Genomic DNA, 19,840 nt, shown 5'->3' with positions numbered 1-19,840 from the left:
GCCAGGCCGGGAGCCGACGTTCGGCCTGTCAGCGGATTGGCTCCTGGAGGATGGCAAAGCGTTCATGGACGGCCTCGTGCTGTCGCATCCGGAACAACTGGAGCGGCTGCGTCGCGCCTGCCCGGAGGCCGTGGACGTCGCTGTGCTTGCGGGCGACCCCTGCTTCGACCGTATGCTCGCCGCGCGCCCGTACCACGACCGCTTCCGCCGGGCCTTGGGTGTGCGACGAGGCCAACGGCTCATCGTACTGAACTCCACTTGGAACCCGGAGGGTTTCTTCGGCAACAGGGGCGGCCATGACATCTTCCCGAGTCTCCTCTCCCGGCTCACGGCGGAGTTGCCGGCTGACGACTACCGTCTGGCTGTCGTACTGCACCCGAACATCTGGTACGGCCACGGTCCCGGTCAGGTCCGTGCCTGGCTGGACCAGGCTCTCCGCAGCGGACTGACCCTGATCGACCCCGCTCACGCCTGGCGGCAGGCTCTGTTGGCGGCGGATGCCGTCATCGGAGACTTCGGTGCGGTTTCCTACTACGCATCCGCCTTGGGCATCCCCGTGCTGTTGGCCGCCACCGGCGAGGACCGGCTGGACCCTGAGACGCCGCTCGCCGCGTTCGTCCGGGACGCACCACGTCTGGATCCGCACGGGCCGTTGCGCCCGCAGGTGGAACAGCTGCTGGCCGGCCACCGCCCGGCCAACGATCCCGCCGAGTTCGTCACCTCGGCGCCGGGCTCCTCAGCAGCACTCCTGCGGCGGCATTTCTATACGTTGATGGACCTTCCCGAACCAACCACCCCCGCCCTGCTGGATCCGCTGCCTCTGCCTCCGTACGATCCGCCGCGGCGGACAGCTCCGCTGCGCGTACTCACGCGTCTCACCGACACCGACGTCGTGATCGAGCGTTCCACCGAGCACCCCTATGACACAGACGGCGACGTGCACCTCGCGGTGCACGAGGACACCCGGGATCCAGGCAGCCTGGAACTGGCGGACGTGATCATGCGCGATGGGCCGGCGGACGACCCGCGCCTCGGTGGCCCGGGGGTGTGGACGGCCGAGGTTCTGAAGCGGCATGCGCACTGCGCGATCGCCGCGTATATGACCGGCCCTGACGGCTGTACCGTTCGCAGCCGGGAACACGGCCTTCTCCAGCTGTCTGCGGGACCAGGGGCAGACGCCGATCCAGCGGCGTACGCCTCCTCGCTGTACGCGTGGCTGGCGGGCGGTGGCAGCGTGCCTTCCGGAGGCATCACGCTTCGGGTGCACGTCGCTGGAGGCGTGCACCCGGTGGTCGTGGAACGCTGCTAGCGGCCGCCCTCGCAGCGCAGTCGCAGCCCGGAGAGATACCGCAGGTGCGGGACGGCCGCGGGAGGGAGCAGCCCCTCCGCCTCGGTGATCTTCGTCAGCGCCTGGGCGTTCTCACCCGCGTCGTGGAGGGTCTCGGCCAGGTCCGTGAGAGCACGTGCCTGGTTGTAGCTCTCCCGCTGCTCCTTGAAGAAGTCCGTTGCGGACTCAAGCAGGCGCTGCGATTCCGTCAGACGCCCCATGCCGCGTAGAGCACGCCCCTGATGGCGCTCGGCCAGTGCGAGGGCGCGCGCCACGTCCGGCGCTCCCTCCTGGCCGGGAGTGATCCGCCGGTAGATGTGCTCAGCCTCGACGAACTGCTCGTAGGCAGCGTCGTACCGCCATTGGTAGAGATACAAGAGGCCCAGCAGCTCGACGGACGATGCCTCGCCCCGTGTGTGCCCCTCTGCGCGCTCGCTCTCGGCGGAGCGGCACGCGCCGCCCGCTCGGCCTCCTCCCACCGTTCGAGTTGGCCCAGACAGTGGCTGAGTTGAAAGTGGATCCCCGCCGCCGTACGCGAGTGCGGCTGGTGCTCGTCAGCACACCTGGCCGCGACACGCAGCGCAGGCAGTACCTCGTCCCAATGTCCGGCCTTCAGCTGCAGCGGCCACAGAGCGCGGGCCATCCGCAACGCGGTCGTCACGTGCTGGTGCTCAACGGCCACGGTCACCGCCCGGGCCAGATTGCCGGCCTCTGCCGCCAGCACCGCCATGCCCTGTGCCTCATCGCGGTACGCGTCTCCGCCCTCCGGTGCGGGCTCCGTGCGCCAGCTTTGCGGCAGAGCGGCATGGGCCGCACGCAGGGCACGGTCCAGCAGGGCGTCGAGCACGCGCTCCACGGCGGCGGAACATGCAGCGCTGCCGTGCTCCGGGCCCGCGGTGTCAGCCAGGTATCGCCGTACCTCAGGACGGAAGCGGTAGTGGTCGTCAGCCACGAGGTCCAGCAGCTGGACGTCCGCCGCCTCGTTGAGCATCCGAGCCGCCTCTTCGGGCACGACACCGGCGGCTGCGGCGGCGAGTTGGGCGTCGATGGAGGGCCAGCCGCCCAGTGCCGTCAGCCGGACGAGGCGCGCCGCTTCCGGCCGGAGACTCGCGCAGGCGTTCCGCGCAGTGTCACGCACCGGATGATGCCCTGGCCCTTCGGCTCTCCGCTCCGCTTCGGTCTCCTCAGCCAGTAGACGCATCGCCTCAGCCTTCAGAGCGAAAGCGTTGCCCGCACAGTGATCCAGGAGCTGCGGCATCCGGGCCTTGGCCCGCGCGACCTTCTCGGCCCCGGCCAATTTCCTCACCATCTGCACCGCGTACCGGTCGCTCAGGGGAGGAACGGTGACGCGTTCGGCCTCCAGAGCGAAGGGGCGGCCGGACACGACCACCAGCAGGAAGACGTCGGGCGTGGCCGGTACCAGGCCACGGACCTGCGCGAGAGACGACGCGTGGTCGACCACTATCAAAGCTCTGCGGCCCGCGGTGAGCTGACGGTAGAGCAGTTCGCGGCTCGCGGCGGTGGGCGGCATACGCTCCGGCACGACTCCCATCTGCTGAAGCAGGCGGAGCAGAACCGTTGCCGGCTCCGGACCATGTCCCCCTGAGGCGTCACGCAAGTCGACGTAGAACTGCCCGTCGGGGAACTGGCCGTAGAGGGCGGCGCCTGCGTGCAGAGCCACCGCGGAGGTGCCGACCCCGGGCGGCCCATGGAGCAGCGCGACACGTGGCCGCCCCGCGGCGGGCCGGGTCGCCTCCCGCTTCAACTGCTTCAGGACCTTCTGGCGATTGGTGAAGGCCCTCGACGCAGGAGGCAGCCCGGCTGCCGGTGTCAGGGCCGCGGCCTGCTCCGGGAGGCTGCGCACGAGTAGCGCCCACTCATCGGCCTGCTGGGGGTCGCGGCCCAGCCGCGCGTGCATGTGGCCCGCCAGTGTCTGCCATCCTTCCGGGCAGGTCGGCAGTGGCGTCTCCCGTCCCAGGGTCCTTCTTGCCAACGCCCCTGTCGACAGCAGCAGTTGCTTGCCCATCTCCCCTGCAGCGCCGTTCCCTGCAGCAGTGAGAAAAGCAGTCAGTGCGCTCAGTGCCACAATCTCCAGCACGCCGGCCCTCCCCTGGTCACCGATCCGACCTTGCCGGACTGTACCGCCGCAACCACAGCCCGTGGAAACGTTCGAGGCCCGTCAGAGCGGGAGCGGTCAGGCGTCGAGGCGGCGCTTGGCGAGCCAGGTGACGATCTCCGGGTCGTGGTGGTCGAAGAACAGGGAGCTGCCGGTGTCCAGGATGGCGATCCGGGCCATCTGCTCGTCGGTGAGCCGGAAGTCGAAGACGTCGATGTTCTCGGCCATGCGCTCGGCGCGGACCGACTTGGGGATGGCGATGACGTCGCGCTGGGTCAGCCGGCGCAGCACGACCTGCGCGACCGACTTGCCGTACTCCTTGCCGATCTCGGCGAGCAGCGGGTTGGTGAACAGGTCGTTCTTGCCCTCGGCGAAGCCGCCCCAGGACTGGATCTGCACCCCGTGCTCGCGCATCAGGGCCTGGTAGGTACCGGCCTCACGCAACACCCGTGTGGCGTGCCCTGCCGACGAGGCGCATCCTGATGACGAGACCGCCGGTAGCGGGCCCGGCTGCCCTTCTGCCGGACACCGGTCGGCGCCGGCCCCTGAGCGGCGTCCGCCCCGTACGGGCCGGACTGCAGAAGCAGCGTAGGCGCTACACAGCCCGTCCGCCGACCTGCGGGAGGGAGCGGGATGACCGTCGCATCGCCCGGGGATCCGGATCGGTCGGAGAGCTTCGGCGAGGGGCTGCTGGGCGGGCTGCTGGACCATGCCCACGAGCTGCCACCTCATCTCGTCGGGCCGGTCCTCGCCGACACGGTGGCCCGGCTGGGGGGACGGAATCCGCAGATCCTGCTCCAGGACTACGGGCAACAGAGCCTGGTCCCCCTGCCGGGCGAAGGGCTGGCAGGCGGCGAACCGCAGTCCATCGACCGCTCCGAAGCCGGCCGGTGTTTCCTCACCTCGCGCCCGGTCGAACTCGCGCTGCCCGACGGCGTACGGGTCCTGCTGCCGTTGCCGGACAGGGGCGACCAGTCGGGCGTCCTGGCCGTCACCCTGGACGCCGTCGATGACGACGACCGCCGCCTCCTGCGCAGGATCGCCGGTCTGATCGCCGACATGATGCAGACCAAGAACGGCCAGACCGACCTCTTCTCCCGCACCCGCCGCAGCGAACCGATGAGCGTCGCCGCCGAGATCCAGTGGTCGCTGCTGCCGCCTCTGTCGATGGTGACGCCGCGCGTCGCCCTCGCCGGCGTTCTGGAGCCCGCCTACGACGTGGCGGGCGACAGCTTCGACTACGCCCTGAACGGAGACACCTTCCACCTCGCCATGATCGACGCCATGGGCCACGGCCTGGACGCGGCCACGATGGCCACGGTGGCCATCGGCGCGTACCGGCACGCCCGCCGGATCAGCGTCGAACTGTCCGAGATCTACCTCTTCATGGACCGGGCCGTGGCCGAGCAGTTCGCGCCCGACCACTTCGTGACCGCGCAGATGATGCGGCTGGACACGAACACCGGCCGCCTCCAGTGGGTCAACGCCGGGCACCCCGCTCCCATGCTGATCCGCAGGCACCGCGTCGTTCACCGCCTGGACAGCCCCACGACCCTGCCTGTCGGCTTCGGAGGAGCACAGCCGCAGGTCAGCGGAGTGACGCTCGAACCGGGGGATCGCGTCCTCTGCTTCACCGACGGGCTGGTCGAGGAACACGGAAGCGGGCAGGAACAGTTCGGCGAGGGCCAGCTGATCGACTGGGTGAACCAGCTGGAGGCGGTGGACCGGGCGGTCCGCGCCGTGGCGCGGGATCTTTCCCACACGCTCAAGCGGGCACGCGGCGAAGCCACTTCGGACGATGCCACGCTCGTCCTGGTCGAGTGGCGCGGATGACGGAGGGACGTGCCGTGAGGTGCCGGTACGGGCACGGCGGCGCGCAGGGCGGAAGAGGCTGCGCTGTCCGGATCACGCCGACTCGTCGCCCTCGGTCGCCGGTTCGGGAAGCGTGGCGAGAAGGATCTCTGCGGCCTGGGCGGCGTTGTCGGCCTCGACCGCCCGGGCCATCGCCTCGCGAGCGGCATCCGCCTCGGTGTGCGGCGGGACCACCAACAGGGCGAAGAGGTCGTTGTCGCCACGAGTGATGAGGACAGTGTCGTCGCCGACGGGGAAGGAGTCGAGGTGCACGACCCGGTCGTCTACGACCACACGAGTCGGGACCTCGTCCCAGGCGTCCGTGTCCAGGCCGACGCGCGTGATGGCGCCGAGGTGCGTGGTGAGCGCCCGGATCAGGTCGGGCAGCTCCGTCGCGACGTCCCGGGAGCGGGGCCACCAGGCTCCGTCGAGGACGCCTTCGCGGGAGTGAGTCGTCTGCATCCGGAGCAGGGCCGTGCCGGGACTCACCGCTCGGTGGATCTCGTCCGGAAGGAGCTTCCGAGGGGTGGGAGTGTCGGATTCGGCCATGGTGGTCCGCCTGCCTGCGCGGGGCCGCCGACACCTCATGGCCGACGAGATACCGCCGTGGTCTCACGGTACTCCGCGTGCCTGCGGTCATCGGCCGGGCGGTGCTCCCTGCGGGAAATCACCTGGTCAGAACGGCCCGCCTGGCCACGGGGCGGAGTAGGCTGAACTTACCGGGAGTAACTCGAGCACCCGCTCCCACGCGGACGTCGTTTCCGGCGATCAAGACACTGGGCCGCCCTGCAGGGCGGCCCGGAGACGGGTCCGCGATCATGACCGCACCCACACTTTCGGCGCGCCTGTCGCTGACGCCAAAGACCACTCTCGCCGGCCTCTTGGACGGCGCCTGGTGGCCTCGCTCGCGTGACCTGGCCGCCGAACTCCCTCCCCTGGTCGACGCGTTGGAGCAGCGCTACGGACGCATCACACACGTCACGGTGAACCCCACCCGCTGGCCCGTCGTCCCCCACAAGGTTCCCGCCACCGGGCACACCGTGCACGTCGGCTGGTTCACCGAACAGGATCCCGACAAGGTGATCCTGCTCTCCTACACCGTCGGCCGCTACGACCTGCTGGTGATCCCACCCGAGACCGAACCCGCCGCAGCCGCCCGGCTCATGACCGCCGCCGCCATCCCCGGCAGCGTCCTCACCGCTGGTGTCCTGATGTCCGACGAGGCCGCGACCGGCCGCCGTATGTGGGACGCCCGAAGCAGCGAGGACGCCTGGGAGACCGGCGGCGGGTCCTTCCTGGCGCCGCTCCGGCACCCGGTCGTCGGCGCGCGGATGATCCCGCTGCCCGGGAACCCGCGGAGGTGACGCCATGGAGACCCTGATCGCGCTCGCGGCAGTCGCCCTGCTGATCGCGCTCGGCACGCGCCTGATCCACCGGCTCAACACCCAGCACGACGCACGCATCGCGGCCCACCACTTCAGCGCCCCCTTCCCGGCCATTCGCCGGCCCCCCGGCCACAGCCACCCCACGCCGACCGGGCAAGCCTCCAGCCGCCGGGTCACGGGCACCTGGCCCTGACCACCCCAGACCACTCCTCCGACCGAAGGCCGCGGGTGGGGCACCGACACCGGGACAACCCACCCGCCGGCCTCTCACTCGCCCGTGAAGGGACCAGCCCCTTGTACCCCACCGACACCGCGACCCTGCCCCCGGCCGGACACGCCGAGATCCGCATCGTCGCCGCCACCCCCGAAGCCGCCCGCGCCGTCGCCGAAGTCATCCGCCGCTCCTTCGCCGGGACGGAACAGCGCAGCTACCCCGTCCCCGAAGGCGGCACCCGGCTCAACCTCACCGTCGACACCGAAACCGCCGCGGAACCCGCCCACTCCTGGCTCAGCACCAGCAGACCGTCCGCTCGCACCGGCACCCACGTCGACGAAGTCTGAGCAGCAGCGGGTGTTCGCATCAACCAAAGGACTCGATCATGGCGACACTCCGCGAGCGACAGGTCTACCGCGAACGGGTCCTGACCGCCCTCTACGAAGCCACCGAAGGAAACCGTCTCCTCGGAGTCCCGGGGCGGAAGCTACGAAACGACCTGCGCATCCCGGAGGAAGACCTGGCCGCCGCCTGTACCTACCTCGCCGGCGAGGACCTGATCACCGTCGACTGGGAACCGGGCAACACACCCGCGATGGTCTCCCTCACCCACCAGGGAATCCGCCGCATGGAGGCCGAAGAGGAAGAACGCGGCTGAGCCGGACTGCCCGATGGCCGCTCTGTCTCCCAGCCTGTCCGGCCCGCAGTTGTACAAATTGAACGATCCCTCGGTTGGCACCGTAGGTATGTCCCACCTGGGAGCCATCTGGGAGCCGACTTGCTCCCCAAGCCCCTGCGACACCGCCCGAACCCGCCGCACACCCACGTTGCGACCAGGCGAAATGGCAAACCGTCGGGTCAGGATCCCACCCGAACCTCATTCGGGACGAAGAGGTCGTGGGTTCAAATCCCGCCACCCCGACAGCTGAAACACCAGGTCAGACCCCCTGCACTCGCTTGAGTGCAGGGGGTCTTTCTGCTTGTGCGGGTAGTCCTGGGAGCAATCTGAGAGAAGATCTTGGAATTTCTCTCCCGAACGGGCTCTACGGACGTGCCCTCAACCGCTCCCGCAAGAGGCCATCGAGCACCGCCACCGGAGACGTGGTCGACCTCGCCAGCCGCGCATCGAGCGACGCTTCCCACTCCGCCGTCAGGCTGGCGAGCAGGTCCGCCCGCATCTGCGCAACCGAACGGCCAGTCTCGTACAACCCTTCAACCCCTTGAGTCGTCTACGGCACCGTCCGGCACCGCTCCAAGGAGAAGATCGTCATGCCCCTGCCATTCCGCACGGCTGTCGCCGCCGCGACCGTAACTGCGCTGACCGGTGGCCTGTTCACCGCTGTCACCGCGACACCGGCGTCCGCCGCCCCTGCCAAATACGCCGACGACTTCAATGGCGACGGACACCGGGATATCGCGATCGGCGCGCCGTACAAGTCCATCAACGGTGCGTCGGCTGCGGGCGGTGTGGTCGTGGCTCTCGGGTCAGCCACCGGCCTGACCACTCAGAAGGTCGTACTCACCCAGAGTTCCGCGGGGGTGCCGGGCACACCGGAAGAGGGTGACCACTTCGGTATGTCGATCGCCGGCGGAGACCTGGACTCGGACGGATACGCGGACCTGGTCGTGGGCGCCGACGGTGAGGATGTAGGCAGCTACGAAGGCCAAGGCAGCGTGACCATCCTCTGGGGCGGTGCCAAGCCGTTCACCAGCAGCACCACGACCACGGTGGACAACCCACACCAGTGGCAGAGTCACGGCCTGGACGTGGCGGTGGGGGACTTCACCGGTGACAGCGGCGCGGATCTCGCCGTGATCGAGCCGGACGCGGTCGTCATGTACAAGGGCGGCAACTCCCGGGAGAGCCAGACAACCCCCGCCTACACCATGACGGTCCCGGGTGCCCAGCTCCTCAATTGGGAGGCGGCCGTCGGCGACGTCAACGGAGACGGCAAGGATGACCTGGCCGTGACCGGCGACCCCGGCACCGGACGCCCGGGCACCGACATCTACACGGGCCAGGAAGGCCGTCCGAACCGGATTCAGCGCGTGGACGAAGGCGGCACCGCGGTCGCCCTCGGCGACATCAACGGCGACGGCTTCGACGACATGGCCACCTCCCTCACCTGGCCCGGCTCCTACTCCGTCGACGACCCGAGCAACGGCTCCGGCTACGTGACCGTCCGGTACGGCAGCCGGACGGGCTTCGGCGACCCGACGACCCTGCATCAGAACAGCACCGGTGTGCCCGGCGCCGACGAGGACGGCGACAACTGGGGATCCTCGGTGGCGATCGGTGACATCACCGGCGACGGCAAGGCCGAACTGGTGGTCGGCGCCAACGGCGAATGGCTCGGCAACCTCAAGAACGCCGGCGACGTGACAGTGTTCCGCGGCTCCGCCTCCGGTGTCTCGCAGTCCGGAGTCGTACGCATTTCCCAGGACACCACCGGCGTTCCGGGCGTCGCCGAGACCGACGACCTCTTCGGCGCCCAGGTCCGGATCGCCGATTACAACAACAACGGCAAGGCCGACCTGGCGGTGACCGCCTCCTTCGAGAACAACCGCAGCGGAGGCCTGTGGACCCTGCCGGGCACTTCATCTGGCCCCACCGGTTCCGGTTCCAAGTCCCTCAGCTCCACCGACTTCGGCCTCGCGAGCGGATCACGGCTCGGGGAGAGCCTGCTCGACTGAGCCGGGCGAGCGTCTCTGACCGGGCGCGGACCAGTGGGCTCCACGCAGTGCCCTGACCTTGTTCGGGACGAATGAGGTCAGGGTTTCAAATCCCGCCACCCCGACACAGCTGGAACACCAGGTCAGACCACGATGGTGGGTGTCGCGTCGGCGCAGGTGAGAGGAGCGCCCGTGGAGGAGAAAGCCGGAGTCGGCCGAGCGGCTGCGGTGCTTGCGCCGGCGGCGAAGGTGACGGCGGCGCCGCTGGTCCGGGCGGTGATTCCCGCGGTGCCGTCGCCGGAGGCTGTGCCGCATTCGGTCTGTGCGTGCGCAGGCGTGGCCATCAGCAGGGGACCAGCGAGACATGCCATCGCGACCACAACCGTCAAAGCCAGCATCCGCAGCAAGGTGCGTCGTTCGCGACCTGAAGTCATGTGCCCGTAGCGGGCCTTGACGTGTGCCGACATGTGGTGTCCGTCTCCTTGAGGCTGAAAGGTGCATCCGCCCTGCGCCGTCACCCTTCTCAGCCGGGTGGGCGCGCGGGGAAGTGCCGGATCGAGAGGCCGTTCAGGCTTCCGCGGCCCCCGGGCAGCTGAACAGATAAGCACAGGACCGGCAGGTCAACACACCGTGACGGCAGCCAAAGTCCACGCAGCGGGACTACGTCACCGGCGGCGGCAGGGACAGCACACGGCATCCGCCCTCGGGCGACACCGTGGAAAGGACACGCGCCCGTGAAGGGCTCTCAGCCGTGTCGGGCGGGCGGGGCGGGCAGGGCCGTGGTGTTCCGCGCCGGTCTCGGGACTGCGGTTATCGGGGCAGGGTTTGGGTCACGCGCCACAGGCGGCGGGGGAGGGCGCCCTCCTCGAAAGCGTGGACCTCCTTCAGGTACCAGCCGTCCGCCACGGTGTCGACCAGGGTGCGGGGGAAGAAGTGCACTGCGAAACCGGCGTGTTCGTAGATGTCGTCGCCGTGGGGCGTGCCGGTGCCGTAGTGGGCGTCGCCTGTGTGGCGGACCGTGTAGACGAAGGTGCCGCCCGGTCGCAGTACCCGGCCGGTCTCGGCGACCAGGGCGTGGATCTCGTCCGTCGACAGGGCCATGCACAGCAGCATGTGTGCGAAGACCGCGTCGACGGAGGCGTCCGCGAGCGGTAGTGGTTCACGCACGTCGTGCACCGCGGCGGTCACCCGCTCGGCCACCCCCTGGGACCGGGCCGCGTCCTGGAGTTGGCCCAGCCCCACGGGGCTGAAGTCGGTGGCCTGGACGGTGAAGCCTTCGCGGGCCAAGTACAGGGCGTCCCGGCCGTGACCGGCGCCCAGCTCCAGCACCTTCTCGGCCCCGGCCGCACGGAACACCTCGGCCGCGTGTGCGGCGGGCGCGGAGGGCTGTTCGCCGTACATGCCCGGGTGGGCGGTGTACGTGTGCTGCCAGTGGTGCTGTTGCGCGGTGGCGAGGTCGTGGCCGTGGCCGTGGTCATGGTCGTGGTCGTGCTGCATGCCCGTCCTGGTGTCACGTAGGTGTCCGTTCCGCCCTGTGGCGGGGGCCTCGGACGACCGATCCTGGCATGCTGCGGTCGCCGTCGGACGGCCGCTGCGTCTGGGGCAACCGAACCTGTCGCCCGAAGTGCTCAGCGTCGTCAAGGCGTTGAAGATCGCCGAGTGGGAGGGCCGGATCAGCGAGACCGTCCTCACGCTCCAGCCGCCTCGGTCCGTCTCCGACGACACCCTCGCCTGGAGGGTGCCCGGCGACAAGATCGAGGCAGGCACACCGGCCTGCGCGGTCGCGGTGAGCGGCGGCAACGCACACATCCTCGGCGTTCGCAGCGACGCCATCGCTCCCCTGGTCAACGCGCTGCGGGGGCTCGGCGTGCCCGCCGACGCCGAGGACTACACCCTCGCCGTCCAGGCCCAGGACGCCCAGCCCACCGGCCGATCGCCGCGAGCCATTGCCTCCCTGTATCCCGGCGGCCTGGGCGCCGACATCTGCGAGGTGGCCCCGTGAGCCGACAGCTCCGGCAGATCACCGCCACGACAGACGTCCACTCCGCCTTCGACTCGGCCGGCCCGATACTCACCTCCGTCCTGCTGTTCGTGGTCGCGGCGGTGTGCTGCTGTTGTCGAGCGGGGCGGTTCTGCCGGTCGGAGGGGCCGGGATGGCAATGGGGTGTGTTTCGGGTCGGGTGGTTCCGCCGCTGACCGTGAAGATGGCCCGGGCGAGCAATCCGCGGGGCACCGCGGCGATGTGGATGCGGGATCGCCTGGACGAGTTGTCCGTCGACGAGGACTTCGCTGCCTGGTATCCGGCGGACGGGCGCCGGGACTTGTCGCCAGCCCGGCTCGCGCTGGTGTCGGTGCTGCAGTACACGGAGAACTTGACCGATTGTCAGGCGGCGGAGGCCACCCGGTGCCGTCTGGACTGGAAGTACTGCCTCGGCCTGGAGCTGTATGACGCTGGTTTCGACTTCTCGGTACTGAGCGAGTTCCGCGACCGTCTGGCCGAAGGGGACCGCGCGGACCGGCTGCTGGCAGTGATGGTCGAACGTCTTGCGGCCGCTGGGCTGGTCAAACGCCGCGGCCGGATCCACACCGACTCAACCCACGTGCCTGCGGCAGTACGCCGCCTCAACCGGGGTGAACTGGTCGCCGAGACCTTGCGGGTTGCTCTCGAAGAGCTGATGGCCCACGGCGAAGAGTGGTTGGCCACTCTCGTCGCCGCTGACTGGGCCGACCGCTACGGCCGCCCGCTCCGCTATGACCGGCTTCCTCGGGGAGGTGATGTCGAACACGCCGTCGTCGAGTGGGTCGGCTGGCACAACACCGAGCGGCCGCACTCCGCCCTCGACTACCTCCCACCCGAGGGATTCGAGGCCACCTACCACCGTTCCCTGGCGACCCCGAACGCCGCCTGAAAACACACAAACCGGCCGCTACGAAACTCGGGGCAGCTCACTTTCCGTACGGTCCGTGCGGCGGCCGAGCAGGAAGGCGCCCGCGCGGTCGAAGACCTCGGTGATGAACCGGCCGAAACCATCGTCGCCGTATGAAAGTCAGAGGGGAACTTCACGCCCGCCCAGGCTCCCGCAGCTGCGTGCCATCGACCAAAAGGACGCCCACACCTTGGAGAGGTGCTGGGCGGGGAACTCGCGGTTGGCAAGCGTTTGCTCGCGAATGTCCTCAGGCAGATCAGGCATGGCCAGGAGCCGGTCGCATGCCTGGTAGGAGCCCGCCCAGTCCCCGACGCAGTACGCAGTGATCGAGAACTCGAAGAGCATCCCCCATCGGTACACCCAGGGGCTGACGAACAGCAGGTCGTCCGGAACAGGCCGGTTGAGACCGGCGGAGGCGAAGGCATGTGCGGCCCGGTAGTGGCCCATGGCACGCAGCCTTGAGCACAGTTGGTAGCAGGCTTCCAGCCGCTGGGGCCGTGTCTCCCAGGCGTGCACAAGCGCATCCATGGCGCCTGGCCAGTCGCCCGTCTCGGCCTTGAGGACACCGGCCTGGAACTGCGAGAAGTAGACCTCTTCCGGCCAGCCACCCATGGCGGCGCGACCCTCGAACAGGGCGATGGCCTCTTCCTTCCTGCCCATGTCTCGCATGGTCTGAGCCAGGTAGAAGACAGTGCGGGGGTTGTCTGGGTCTCGCTTGAGTTCGGCGCTCAGCAGACGTGCGTCACGCTCGGACTTGTCGTGACGCGATCCTCCGTCGGCATGGTCCACGATGACCAGAGCGTCGAGTTTCGACTGATCGGCCGGCCCGTCGGTGGTGAGGTATTCGTGGGTGACACCCTCGTAGCGCCAGGCAATGTCCCCCCTGACCAACCGCCTGATCCAGTACTCGAAAGCACCTTCATGCCGCAACATGTAGGCGTCAGCCGTCAGCGGCGGCAGCGCATCGTCCTGCCGGATCTCATGGTCGGCATCGAGCAGGAGCAAGTAATCGGCCTTCCCGCGAGCGTGACTGATGTTCAGGCTGCGGTTCTGACCGAAATCGACCCATGGCTCCTCGTGGAGCTCGCCAGGGATGCCCCTGAGTGCGTTGCGAATGATCTTCTGCGTGCCGTCCGTGGACCCGGTGTCGGAGATCACCCAAGTGGTGATGAGATCACGGACCGACGCGAGACAGCGTTCGATGGTGGCGGACTCATTCTTTACGATCATGCATAGGCAAAGGGACGGCTGCACAATCATCGCTGCTCCCTGTCGGGCTGAGCGCGCTGGTTACGAGGAGCCTGGCCCGGGCCTGCGCGATCCGACGCAGACCCGGGCGACGGCCCCCGAGTCATTCCTGTTTCACATACCGCCTGTGGGGGTCCCGACTGTTGCAGTCCCGCCCGTGGGAGTCCCGCCCATCTCAGTCCCGCCGGTGGGAGTACCGCCCGTCTCAGTCCCGCCGGTCGCAGTCCCGCCGGTGGGAGTGCCGCCGGTCGCAGTCCCGCCCGTGGGAGTACCGCCCGTCGCAGTCCCGCCCGTGGGAGTACCGCCCGTCGCAGTCCCGCCCGTGGGAGTACCGCCCGTCGCAGTCCCGCCCGTGGGAGTACCGCCCGTCGCAGTCCCGCCCGTGGGAGTACCGCCCGTCGCAGTCCCGCCCGTGGGAGTACCGCCCGTCGCAGTCCCGCCCGTGGGAGTACCGCCCGTCGCAGTCCCGCCCGTGGGAGTACCGCCCGTCGCAGTCCGCCCGTGGGAGTACCGCCCGTCGCAGTCCCGCCCGTGGGAGTACCGCCCGTCGCAGTCCCGCCCGTGGGAGTACCGCATGTCATGTTTGCGTTACCCACCTGATTGCCCTGACAGACTGGCCCGTTGATTGTTGAACCAATTATTTGGTTGATTTGGTTGATTGTCTGGTTGACCACCGTTGCCGGCAGACCGAGGCTCTGCGCCTTGGCTTGTGCAGCGGCTGTGCCCTGCGCCCTCGCCTGCGCGGGGGAGGCGCCTCCACGTATGGCCGCTTGCGCTGCGCTCGTACCGGCTGCCACGACAGCGGACGCCCCAGCTGCACCTCCTGTGGAATCCCCTCCTCCCGCGCAGGACGCGGAGCCTACGGAGAAAGGCCCTGCGCCTGTGACAGCCGTCGGTCCGATACGGCCGTCAGAAGAGGAGGGCACGCTCACCCCTCCGGGCGAAACGGTGAATGTTCCGTTGGGAGCGAAACCCTCGCCCGTCAGGGTCCCCCCAGCGACCTGGCATGACTGATTCGGGGCTGCGGAAGCCGGCTCCACTATGCCGACAGCCGTTCCTCCGACTACCGCAGTCATCACGGCAGCGCTCAGTGCTGTTTTCCCTCGCATGAAACTCTCCTTTGCCGGCACCCAATGGATGTCGAGGCTTGTGCGCTGCGTCGACGAGCCTGGCTGAGAAAGCCGGAGTAGTGCCGCGGCCAGGCAAGGAGACAGGTCACCGGTTCGAGACAGGTCACCGGTTCCGAAAGGACCGCCGTGGCAGGCAACATGGATGGACGCTGGCCGAGCGTGGGTTATTTCACTCACCCACTCGCACCAGCGTAGGTTGGCCCGTACCCGCCCTCAACTTGGGCAAGCTCCGTGCCGGGGCTACCGGCTCTGCGGTTCGTCGTTGGCCACACTCACAGTTTCGGCGTCGTGGCCGATCTGCAGGGTTTAGTCGCCCGTGAGCACGTAGGTGACGCGGAGTTAGTGATGACGCGGAGTTAGTGATGACGCGCAGGCACCGCCCGACGTCGTTGCGAGAAGGTAAGGCTGCGAGCCCTTCGGGCAGCTGGAGCCGCCGGATCCGAGGTGGCCTGTCACGTCCCGCGGGAGTGGTGCATCGACGGTCACTCGGGGATCTCGATTTGACGCTAGGCGGTGAGTTCGGTGGGCAGGGTGGTGTCGTCGGTTTCTGGCTCGACCGGGTGGAGGCGGGTCTTGGCGAGTAGGTCGAGTCCCATGTAGCGGCGGGCCTCGGTCCATTCGTCGTTCTGCTCGGCCAGCACCGCGCCGACGAGCCGGATCACGGCGGTGCGGTCGGGGAAGATGCCGACCACGTCGGTGCGGCGCCGGATTTCCTTGTTGAGCCGTTCCTGGGGATTGTTCGACCAGATCTGTCGCCAGATCTCGCGTGGGAACGCGGTGAACGCGAGCAGTTCGTGCTGAGCGGCGTCCAAGTGGGCTGCTGCCTTGGGGAACTTGGCCTCCAGCGCGTCGAGGACGTGCCGCATCTGGGCCTGGACGGCGTCGGTGTCGGGCAGCAGCGGCTGGTACTTGCCCAGGAGGCCCGACTGTTGGGGTACGGCGGAGTACGGGCGGCTCAAGTCAGCGAGACGACTGTCCGCAACGGGGTGTTCGAGCTGGAGGCCGACGGGGATCCCCTGCCCCTTGAGGGAAACAACACCCCGACCGGGACGCCCAGTTCCGCTCCATTAACGAGCAGGTCAAAGCACACCAGGCGGCCGGGCAGCCGGGCAGTCGGTGATCAGCATCGATGCGAAGAAGAAGGAACAACTCGGCCACCTGCCCAACGCCGGACGACAGTGGCGACCCAAAGGCGACCCGGTCGAGGTCGAGGACCACAGCTTCTTCTTCACCGGACCAGACGTCCCGCACGCGATCCATTTCGGCGTCTACGACATGACAGCCGACCGCGGCTGGGTACACGTCGGTGTCGATCACAACACCTCGGCCTTCGCCGTTGCTTCGATCCGCGGCTGGTGGCGAGCCCGTGGTCGCCACGACTACCCGAACGCGAGCCGGCTCCTGATCGCCGCCGACTCAGGCGGCTCCAACAGCTGCCGCTACCGGTTATGGAAGGCCGAGCTCGCGGACTTCGCCGCCGAGGCGGGCCCGTCCAACCCACGACGAACAAGGTAGGACCGCACAGCGTCAAATCGAGATCCCCGAGTGACCGTCGATGCACCACTCCCGCGGGTCGTGACCTTTCCCGTCGCTGCGAACAGCACCATCGTCTCCGGAGCAGTGGAACCCGGCGCGCCCACCCGACACGTCAGCCGGGCTACCGGCCTGCCCGCCAGCAGCCACGGAACGCGTGACGGTCTGCCGTCTCCGTCGGCAGACCGTCACGCGTCACGAACGATCGAGGCCAAGCACCAGGAGCTGCAACACGTTTTTCGTACAGGGATATATGGAGCCTGAATGGCCCCTAGATTGAATCATTATCCAGGCATCCCTTCACCCGTTTGCCGCGCATCTGTCGAAGAGGGGCGACGTTAGTCGGGATATGAATAAGGAAGACAGGGAAGTGCGCCCTCGGCTCCTCGCGGATCAGGAGCGGGAGGGCGTAGCCGCCAGTCGGGTGACGCTGGGACCCTGCACATACGGCCCCTCCCCCATGCGCTCATCATCCGCCGCGAACGAGACTCGCGCCATGGGCGAGCCTCCTGTTGAACCTAAGGCCGCTGACTCCATTCTGCGGGAATTCCTGGACGTAATGAGGACGCTAGAAGCTGACCTCACTCAACTATGGATTAAATCCGAAGGTCGATGCGATTCCCATGGATCGGAATAATCAGGCCGCGTCATGCACGACGAAGGAATCGATCAACACCGAGTGCGCTCCGCCGATGACCTGGGGATGCGCAACGAGACGGGCAGTGGCCGGCACCGGGCCCCGACCGAGGTTTTCTCGGCGCCTCTGGTGCCACCGGACGGGGCCTGGGATCCGGCGGAAGAACTGGCCTGGATGCTCCAGGAAGCCCTGGAGGAGCAGGTCCCGAGAACCCCCGCGACCCGGGACGAGGAATCCGTCACCAACCCGGCCCCTGGCACGCCCCTGGGGAACCTCCAGGAAATCACGGCGGAACTTCCGCCGGTTCAGGGTATTCCTCCTGGTCACCGTAAGGTTCGTCAGCGCAAGCGACTGAGCGCGCTCCAAATCACCAGCTATCTCGTTACCGCGCTGGCGGCGGTCATCGCCTCCGCGGTGGGTTTTCTCAGCGGAGTGGTCGCCTGCGATCCCCTGCACGTCGTAGCTGCGTCCCGCGTACGGGGCGGCATCGTCGCGTGGTGGCCCCTGCTGGTGTACGGGCCTTGGCTGGTGGCGTCACTCTCCATCCTTCGGGCCGCACTGCATCAGCGCCGCGCCGTGCATTCGTGGTGTGTGGTCCTCCTCTTTTCATCGATCGCGATCTTTTTGTGTGTCGTCCAGGCGCCGAAAACCTTCCTCGACACCGCTGCGGCCGCTTTGCCGGGACTCGCTTCTCTGGCTTGCTTCCAGCAAGCCGTCCGCCAGATCACCCTGACACGCGCCCCCCGAAGGTCGATGCCCCGACACCGGCTGAGGCCCTTCCCCCTACCCATCGCCTCTGACGAAGACCTCACTGGCGCAGCCACGCGGGGCGTGGATACCAGCGCCCCAGCTCCATGACGTGCGTGGGCACGGCTGGGACGCCTACCTCGCCATCATCTGACCGCCGAATCGGAGGGACTCGGATGGACCTGCACGACAGCAGCACGACCGAGCAGGCCGTACTGGCCGTCCTCACCGGTACCCCGCTCGTGGAGGCCGCCGACTGGGCGCGCTCTTCCCCCGAGCATCTCGCCGGGGCCGCCGAGCGGTACCGCGCGGCCGGACGCGCGGCCCTCACCACACGGCCGGATCCGTCGGGGTGGCAGCAGGTGAACATCGAGTTCGCCGACTACCCGACCGCCGAACTCACCTTCCTCACCTACCTCCTGCCGCCCTTGCGGCAGGCGACTGACATGGGGATGGTCGGATCCTGGTGGTTCATCCGCAAGTACCCCTGCTGGTGCCTCCGAGTCACTCCCGGCCGAGAGGCCACAGCCGAGGAACTGTCGGAGCACCTCGTCGGCGCTCTCGACAGTGCGGTGTCGTGGGGCGTGGTCAGGCGCTGGCAGTCAACGCTGTACGAACCGAAGACCGCGGAATTCGGCGGCCTGGAGGGCATCAGGATCGCCCACGACTTGTTCCATATCGACAGCGTCGGCGCCCTCGACTACCTGCACCGAACGAGTGCGGCCGACACAGGAGTACCCGACGCCAGGACAACCTCGCTTCTCGTCATCAGCCACTTCCTCCGCGCCGCCGGCCAGGAGTGGAGCGACCAGGGCGACGTATGGGCGCGCGTCGAGGCGGAACGGCCCCTGCCCGATGACGTTCCGGTGGACCGTGTCACCGCCATGGCCAGCACGCTCCACGACCTTCTGACGACGGATGCCGACCACGCCCACACGAACACCGACCAGCTCGCGCCGTACGCGGACTGGGCGGCCGGAATGCAGCACGGCGGCAAGGCCCTCGCACGCGCTGCGAACGCAGGACTGCTCGGGGTCGGCACACGCGGCATCCTGGCCCGGCACGTCCTCTACCAGTGGAACCGCATGGGCTTCACCCCGCGCCAACAAGGCATCTGGGCACGAGCGGCACGCGAGACGTTCCTCAGGGACTGACCACTCGGCGACGCACACGTCGGGCCCGTGAGAGCGGACGGCCTCGGTTGCCGTTCACCGTCGTCGTGCTCTTCGCCCTCCAGGGCGACGCGATCGCTTCCCGGCCGCTGGACGTCGCCAGCATTGCGCTGCTGGTGTACTTCGCCGTCATGTGGGCCGGTCCCTGGCCCTCGGCAAGGCAGTCGGCCTCGATCACCCGCGCGCCACCACGCTCGCGAGATCGGCATCGACGTCTCCGCTGAGGCACCCAAGGTCCTCACCAGCACGCTAACCAGCGGCGGCCCTCCCGGCCCCCGGGCCAACGCAGCGATCACCGCGGAGAGCGCCGAGGTCACGACCAGGCTCGCCACCATGACGAGACCCACGCCGATCACGAAGAGGCCGCTCGCGTCGTCCGACCAGTCCACGTAGGCGGCCACCGTGAGACCGGCCGTCGGGCCGAGCACCGCGGCTGCGGCGTAGCGCCGGGATGCCGCCCAGTACACCGGTGGCAGCAGGGTCAGTACGAGTCCGATCACCTGCCACGCCTCGTACGGGCCGGTCGTCGAGCCGTCGGGGTGCACGTCACGCTGCTGGTCCCAGCCCAGCCAGCCGGCCCACGCCGCCAGTGCCACCCCGGCCAGCGCGATGGTCGCCAAAGGGTGGAACGTTCGCTTCGGCAGTCGCTCATTCGTGTCCATGGGCCAAGTGTTTCGGCCCACGCCATGACCGCCCAGAGCGCTGATACTCACCTGTGTCCGAGTACCGAGTACATCCGGCGCACGGCCGCCCCTCCTCGAACCTCCCCGTCAGCCCCTGACAGGTCCCGTCAGTCCCTCTCAACCGCCTGTTCGCCGTCTGCCAGCGGCGCTCGGCATCGTCGTAGTCATCGTGAACGACGACAGCAAACCGACAGAGA

Annotated in this window: 17 protein-coding genes and 5 pseudogenes; 13 read left to right on the top strand and 9 right to left on the bottom strand. The window is 68.6% G+C overall.

Annotated elements, in window-relative coordinates:
- The first annotated feature begins 64 nt into the window (after positions 1–64).
- Complete coding sequence (locus ACY0PA_RS23540) at positions 65–1,309, top strand: hypothetical protein (protein WP_473079685.1); 1,245 nt, start codon at positions 65–67, stop codon at positions 1,307–1,309.
- On the opposite strand, the gene ACY0PA_RS23535 is transcribed toward ACY0PA_RS23540, so the two are convergent.
- From ACY0PA_RS23535 to ACY0PA_RS23525, 3 genes and pseudogenes are all read right to left on the bottom strand, one after another.
- Positions 1,306–1,548, bottom strand: a complete 243-nt coding sequence (locus ACY0PA_RS23535) for a hypothetical protein (protein WP_473079684.1) — start codon at positions 1,546–1,548, stop codon at positions 1,306–1,308. The genes ACY0PA_RS23540 and ACY0PA_RS23535 overlap by 4 nt on opposite strands.
- Positions 1,536–3,245 (bottom strand): ATP-binding protein, encoded by a 1,710-nt coding sequence (locus ACY0PA_RS23530; RefSeq protein WP_473079683.1) that lies wholly within the window; start codon positions 3,243–3,245, stop codon positions 1,536–1,538. The genes ACY0PA_RS23535 and ACY0PA_RS23530 overlap by 13 nt, the downstream gene beginning before the upstream one ends.
- A 276-nt stretch (positions 3,246–3,521) precedes the next feature.
- A pseudogene (locus tag ACY0PA_RS23525) lies at positions 3,522–3,869 on the bottom strand (aldo/keto reductase); the annotation flags it as partial.
- Positions 3,870–4,076: 207 nt separating this feature from the next.
- Here ACY0PA_RS23525 and ACY0PA_RS23520 point away from each other — a divergent pair.
- A complete protein-coding gene (locus tag ACY0PA_RS23520; RefSeq protein WP_473079682.1) occupies positions 4,077–5,276 on the top strand; it encodes a PP2C family protein-serine/threonine phosphatase in 1,200 nt (399 codons plus the stop codon).
- 72 nt (positions 5,277–5,348) lie between these two features.
- Here ACY0PA_RS23520 and ACY0PA_RS23515 read toward each other — a convergent pair whose 3' ends face one another.
- A complete protein-coding gene (locus tag ACY0PA_RS23515; RefSeq protein WP_473079681.1) occupies positions 5,349–5,843 on the bottom strand; it encodes a DUF5994 family protein in 495 nt (164 codons plus the stop codon).
- 269 nt (positions 5,844–6,112) lie between these two features.
- Here ACY0PA_RS23515 and ACY0PA_RS23510 point away from each other — a divergent pair, with 269 nt between their 5' ends.
- From ACY0PA_RS23510 to ACY0PA_RS23490, 5 genes are all read left to right on the top strand, one after another.
- Positions 6,113–6,658, top strand: coding sequence for a DUF5994 family protein (locus tag ACY0PA_RS23510; RefSeq protein WP_473079680.1), 546 nt, complete (start codon positions 6,113–6,115; stop codon positions 6,656–6,658).
- A gap of 4 nt (positions 6,659–6,662) precedes the next feature.
- Positions 6,663–6,872 (top strand): hypothetical protein, encoded by a 210-nt coding sequence (locus ACY0PA_RS23505; RefSeq protein ID WP_473079679.1) that lies wholly within the window; start codon positions 6,663–6,665, stop codon positions 6,870–6,872.
- 101 nt (positions 6,873–6,973) lie between these two features.
- On the top strand, positions 6,974–7,240 hold the full coding sequence (locus ACY0PA_RS23500; protein WP_473079678.1) for a hypothetical protein: 267 nt from the start codon (positions 6,974–6,976) through the stop codon (positions 7,238–7,240).
- Between the two features lie 38 nt (positions 7,241–7,278).
- Positions 7,279–7,551 carry a hypothetical protein gene (locus ACY0PA_RS23495; protein ID WP_141303074.1) on the top strand — a complete coding sequence of 91 codons (273 nt, stop codon included), beginning with the start codon at positions 7,279–7,281 and terminating at the stop codon, positions 7,549–7,551.
- A 611-nt stretch (positions 7,552–8,162) separates the two neighbouring features.
- Complete coding sequence (locus ACY0PA_RS23490) at positions 8,163–9,587, top strand: FG-GAP-like repeat-containing protein (RefSeq protein ID WP_473079677.1); 1,425 nt, start codon at positions 8,163–8,165, stop codon at positions 9,585–9,587.
- A gap of 122 nt (positions 9,588–9,709) precedes the next feature.
- On the opposite strand, the gene ACY0PA_RS23485 is transcribed toward ACY0PA_RS23490, so the two are convergent.
- Both ACY0PA_RS23485 and ACY0PA_RS23480 read right to left on the bottom strand, forming a co-directional pair.
- The gene (locus ACY0PA_RS23485) at positions 9,710–10,033 is read right to left on the bottom strand and encodes a hypothetical protein (protein ID WP_473079676.1); all 324 of its coding nucleotides are present in this window, start codon (positions 10,031–10,033) and stop codon (positions 9,710–9,712) included.
- Between the two features lie 343 nt (positions 10,034–10,376).
- Positions 10,377–11,063, bottom strand: coding sequence for a class I SAM-dependent methyltransferase (locus ACY0PA_RS23480; RefSeq protein WP_473079675.1), 687 nt, complete (start codon positions 11,061–11,063; stop codon positions 10,377–10,379).
- 37 nt (positions 11,064–11,100) lie between these two features.
- Here ACY0PA_RS23480 and ACY0PA_RS23475 point away from each other — a divergent pair, with 37 nt between their 5' ends.
- The gene (locus ACY0PA_RS23475) at positions 11,101–11,568 is read left to right on the top strand and encodes a hypothetical protein (protein ID WP_473079674.1); all 468 of its coding nucleotides are present in this window, start codon (positions 11,101–11,103) and stop codon (positions 11,566–11,568) included.
- Positions 11,569–11,746: 178 nt separating this feature from the next.
- Positions 11,747–12,475 (top strand): transposase, encoded by a 729-nt coding sequence (locus ACY0PA_RS23470; protein WP_473079673.1) that lies wholly within the window; start codon positions 11,747–11,749, stop codon positions 12,473–12,475.
- 54 nt (positions 12,476–12,529) lie between these two features.
- On the opposite strand, the pseudogene ACY0PA_RS23465 reads toward ACY0PA_RS23470, so the two are convergent.
- The 3 genes and pseudogenes from ACY0PA_RS23465 to ACY0PA_RS23455 all read right to left on the bottom strand — a co-directional run.
- A pseudogene (locus ACY0PA_RS23465) lies at positions 12,530–12,607 on the bottom strand (dihydrofolate reductase family protein); the annotation flags it as partial.
- Positions 12,608–12,613: 6 nt separating this feature from the next.
- Positions 12,614–13,753: a glycosyltransferase gene (locus tag ACY0PA_RS23460; RefSeq protein WP_473079672.1), complete on the bottom strand. Its 1,140-nt coding sequence runs from the start codon at positions 13,751–13,753 to the stop codon at positions 12,614–12,616.
- A 1,624-nt stretch (positions 13,754–15,377) separates the two neighbouring features.
- Positions 15,378–15,764 (bottom strand): annotated as a pseudogene (locus ACY0PA_RS23455) (transposase); the annotation flags it as partial.
- On the opposite strand from ACY0PA_RS23455, the pseudogene ACY0PA_RS23450 reads away from it, so the two are divergent.
- From ACY0PA_RS23450 to ACY0PA_RS23435, 4 genes and pseudogenes are all read left to right on the top strand, one after another.
- A pseudogene (locus ACY0PA_RS23450) lies at positions 15,729–16,359 on the top strand (ISAzo13 family transposase); the annotation flags it as partial. The pseudogenes ACY0PA_RS23455 and ACY0PA_RS23450 overlap by 36 nt on opposite strands.
- Positions 16,360–17,053: 694 nt before the next feature.
- The gene (locus ACY0PA_RS23445; protein WP_473079671.1) at positions 17,054–17,899 is read left to right on the top strand and encodes a hypothetical protein; all 846 of its coding nucleotides are present in this window, start codon (positions 17,054–17,056) and stop codon (positions 17,897–17,899) included.
- Positions 17,900–17,964: 65 nt separating this feature from the next.
- Entirely contained in the window at positions 17,965–18,942 is a 978-nt protein-coding gene (locus tag ACY0PA_RS23440) for a thiopeptide-type bacteriocin biosynthesis protein (protein ID WP_473079670.1), read from the top strand.
- Between the two features lie 47 nt (positions 18,943–18,989).
- Positions 18,990–19,171: pseudogene (locus ACY0PA_RS23435) on the top strand (ACR3 family arsenite efflux transporter); the annotation flags it as partial.
- Positions 19,172–19,840: the final 669 nt, after the last annotated feature.

The sequence above is a fragment of the Streptomyces sp. DS1-CR2 genome, from assembly GCF_055760475.1.
The sequence above is the reverse complement of the archived record's forward strand: the minus strand, read 5'-3'. Positions and strand labels throughout refer to the sequence as shown.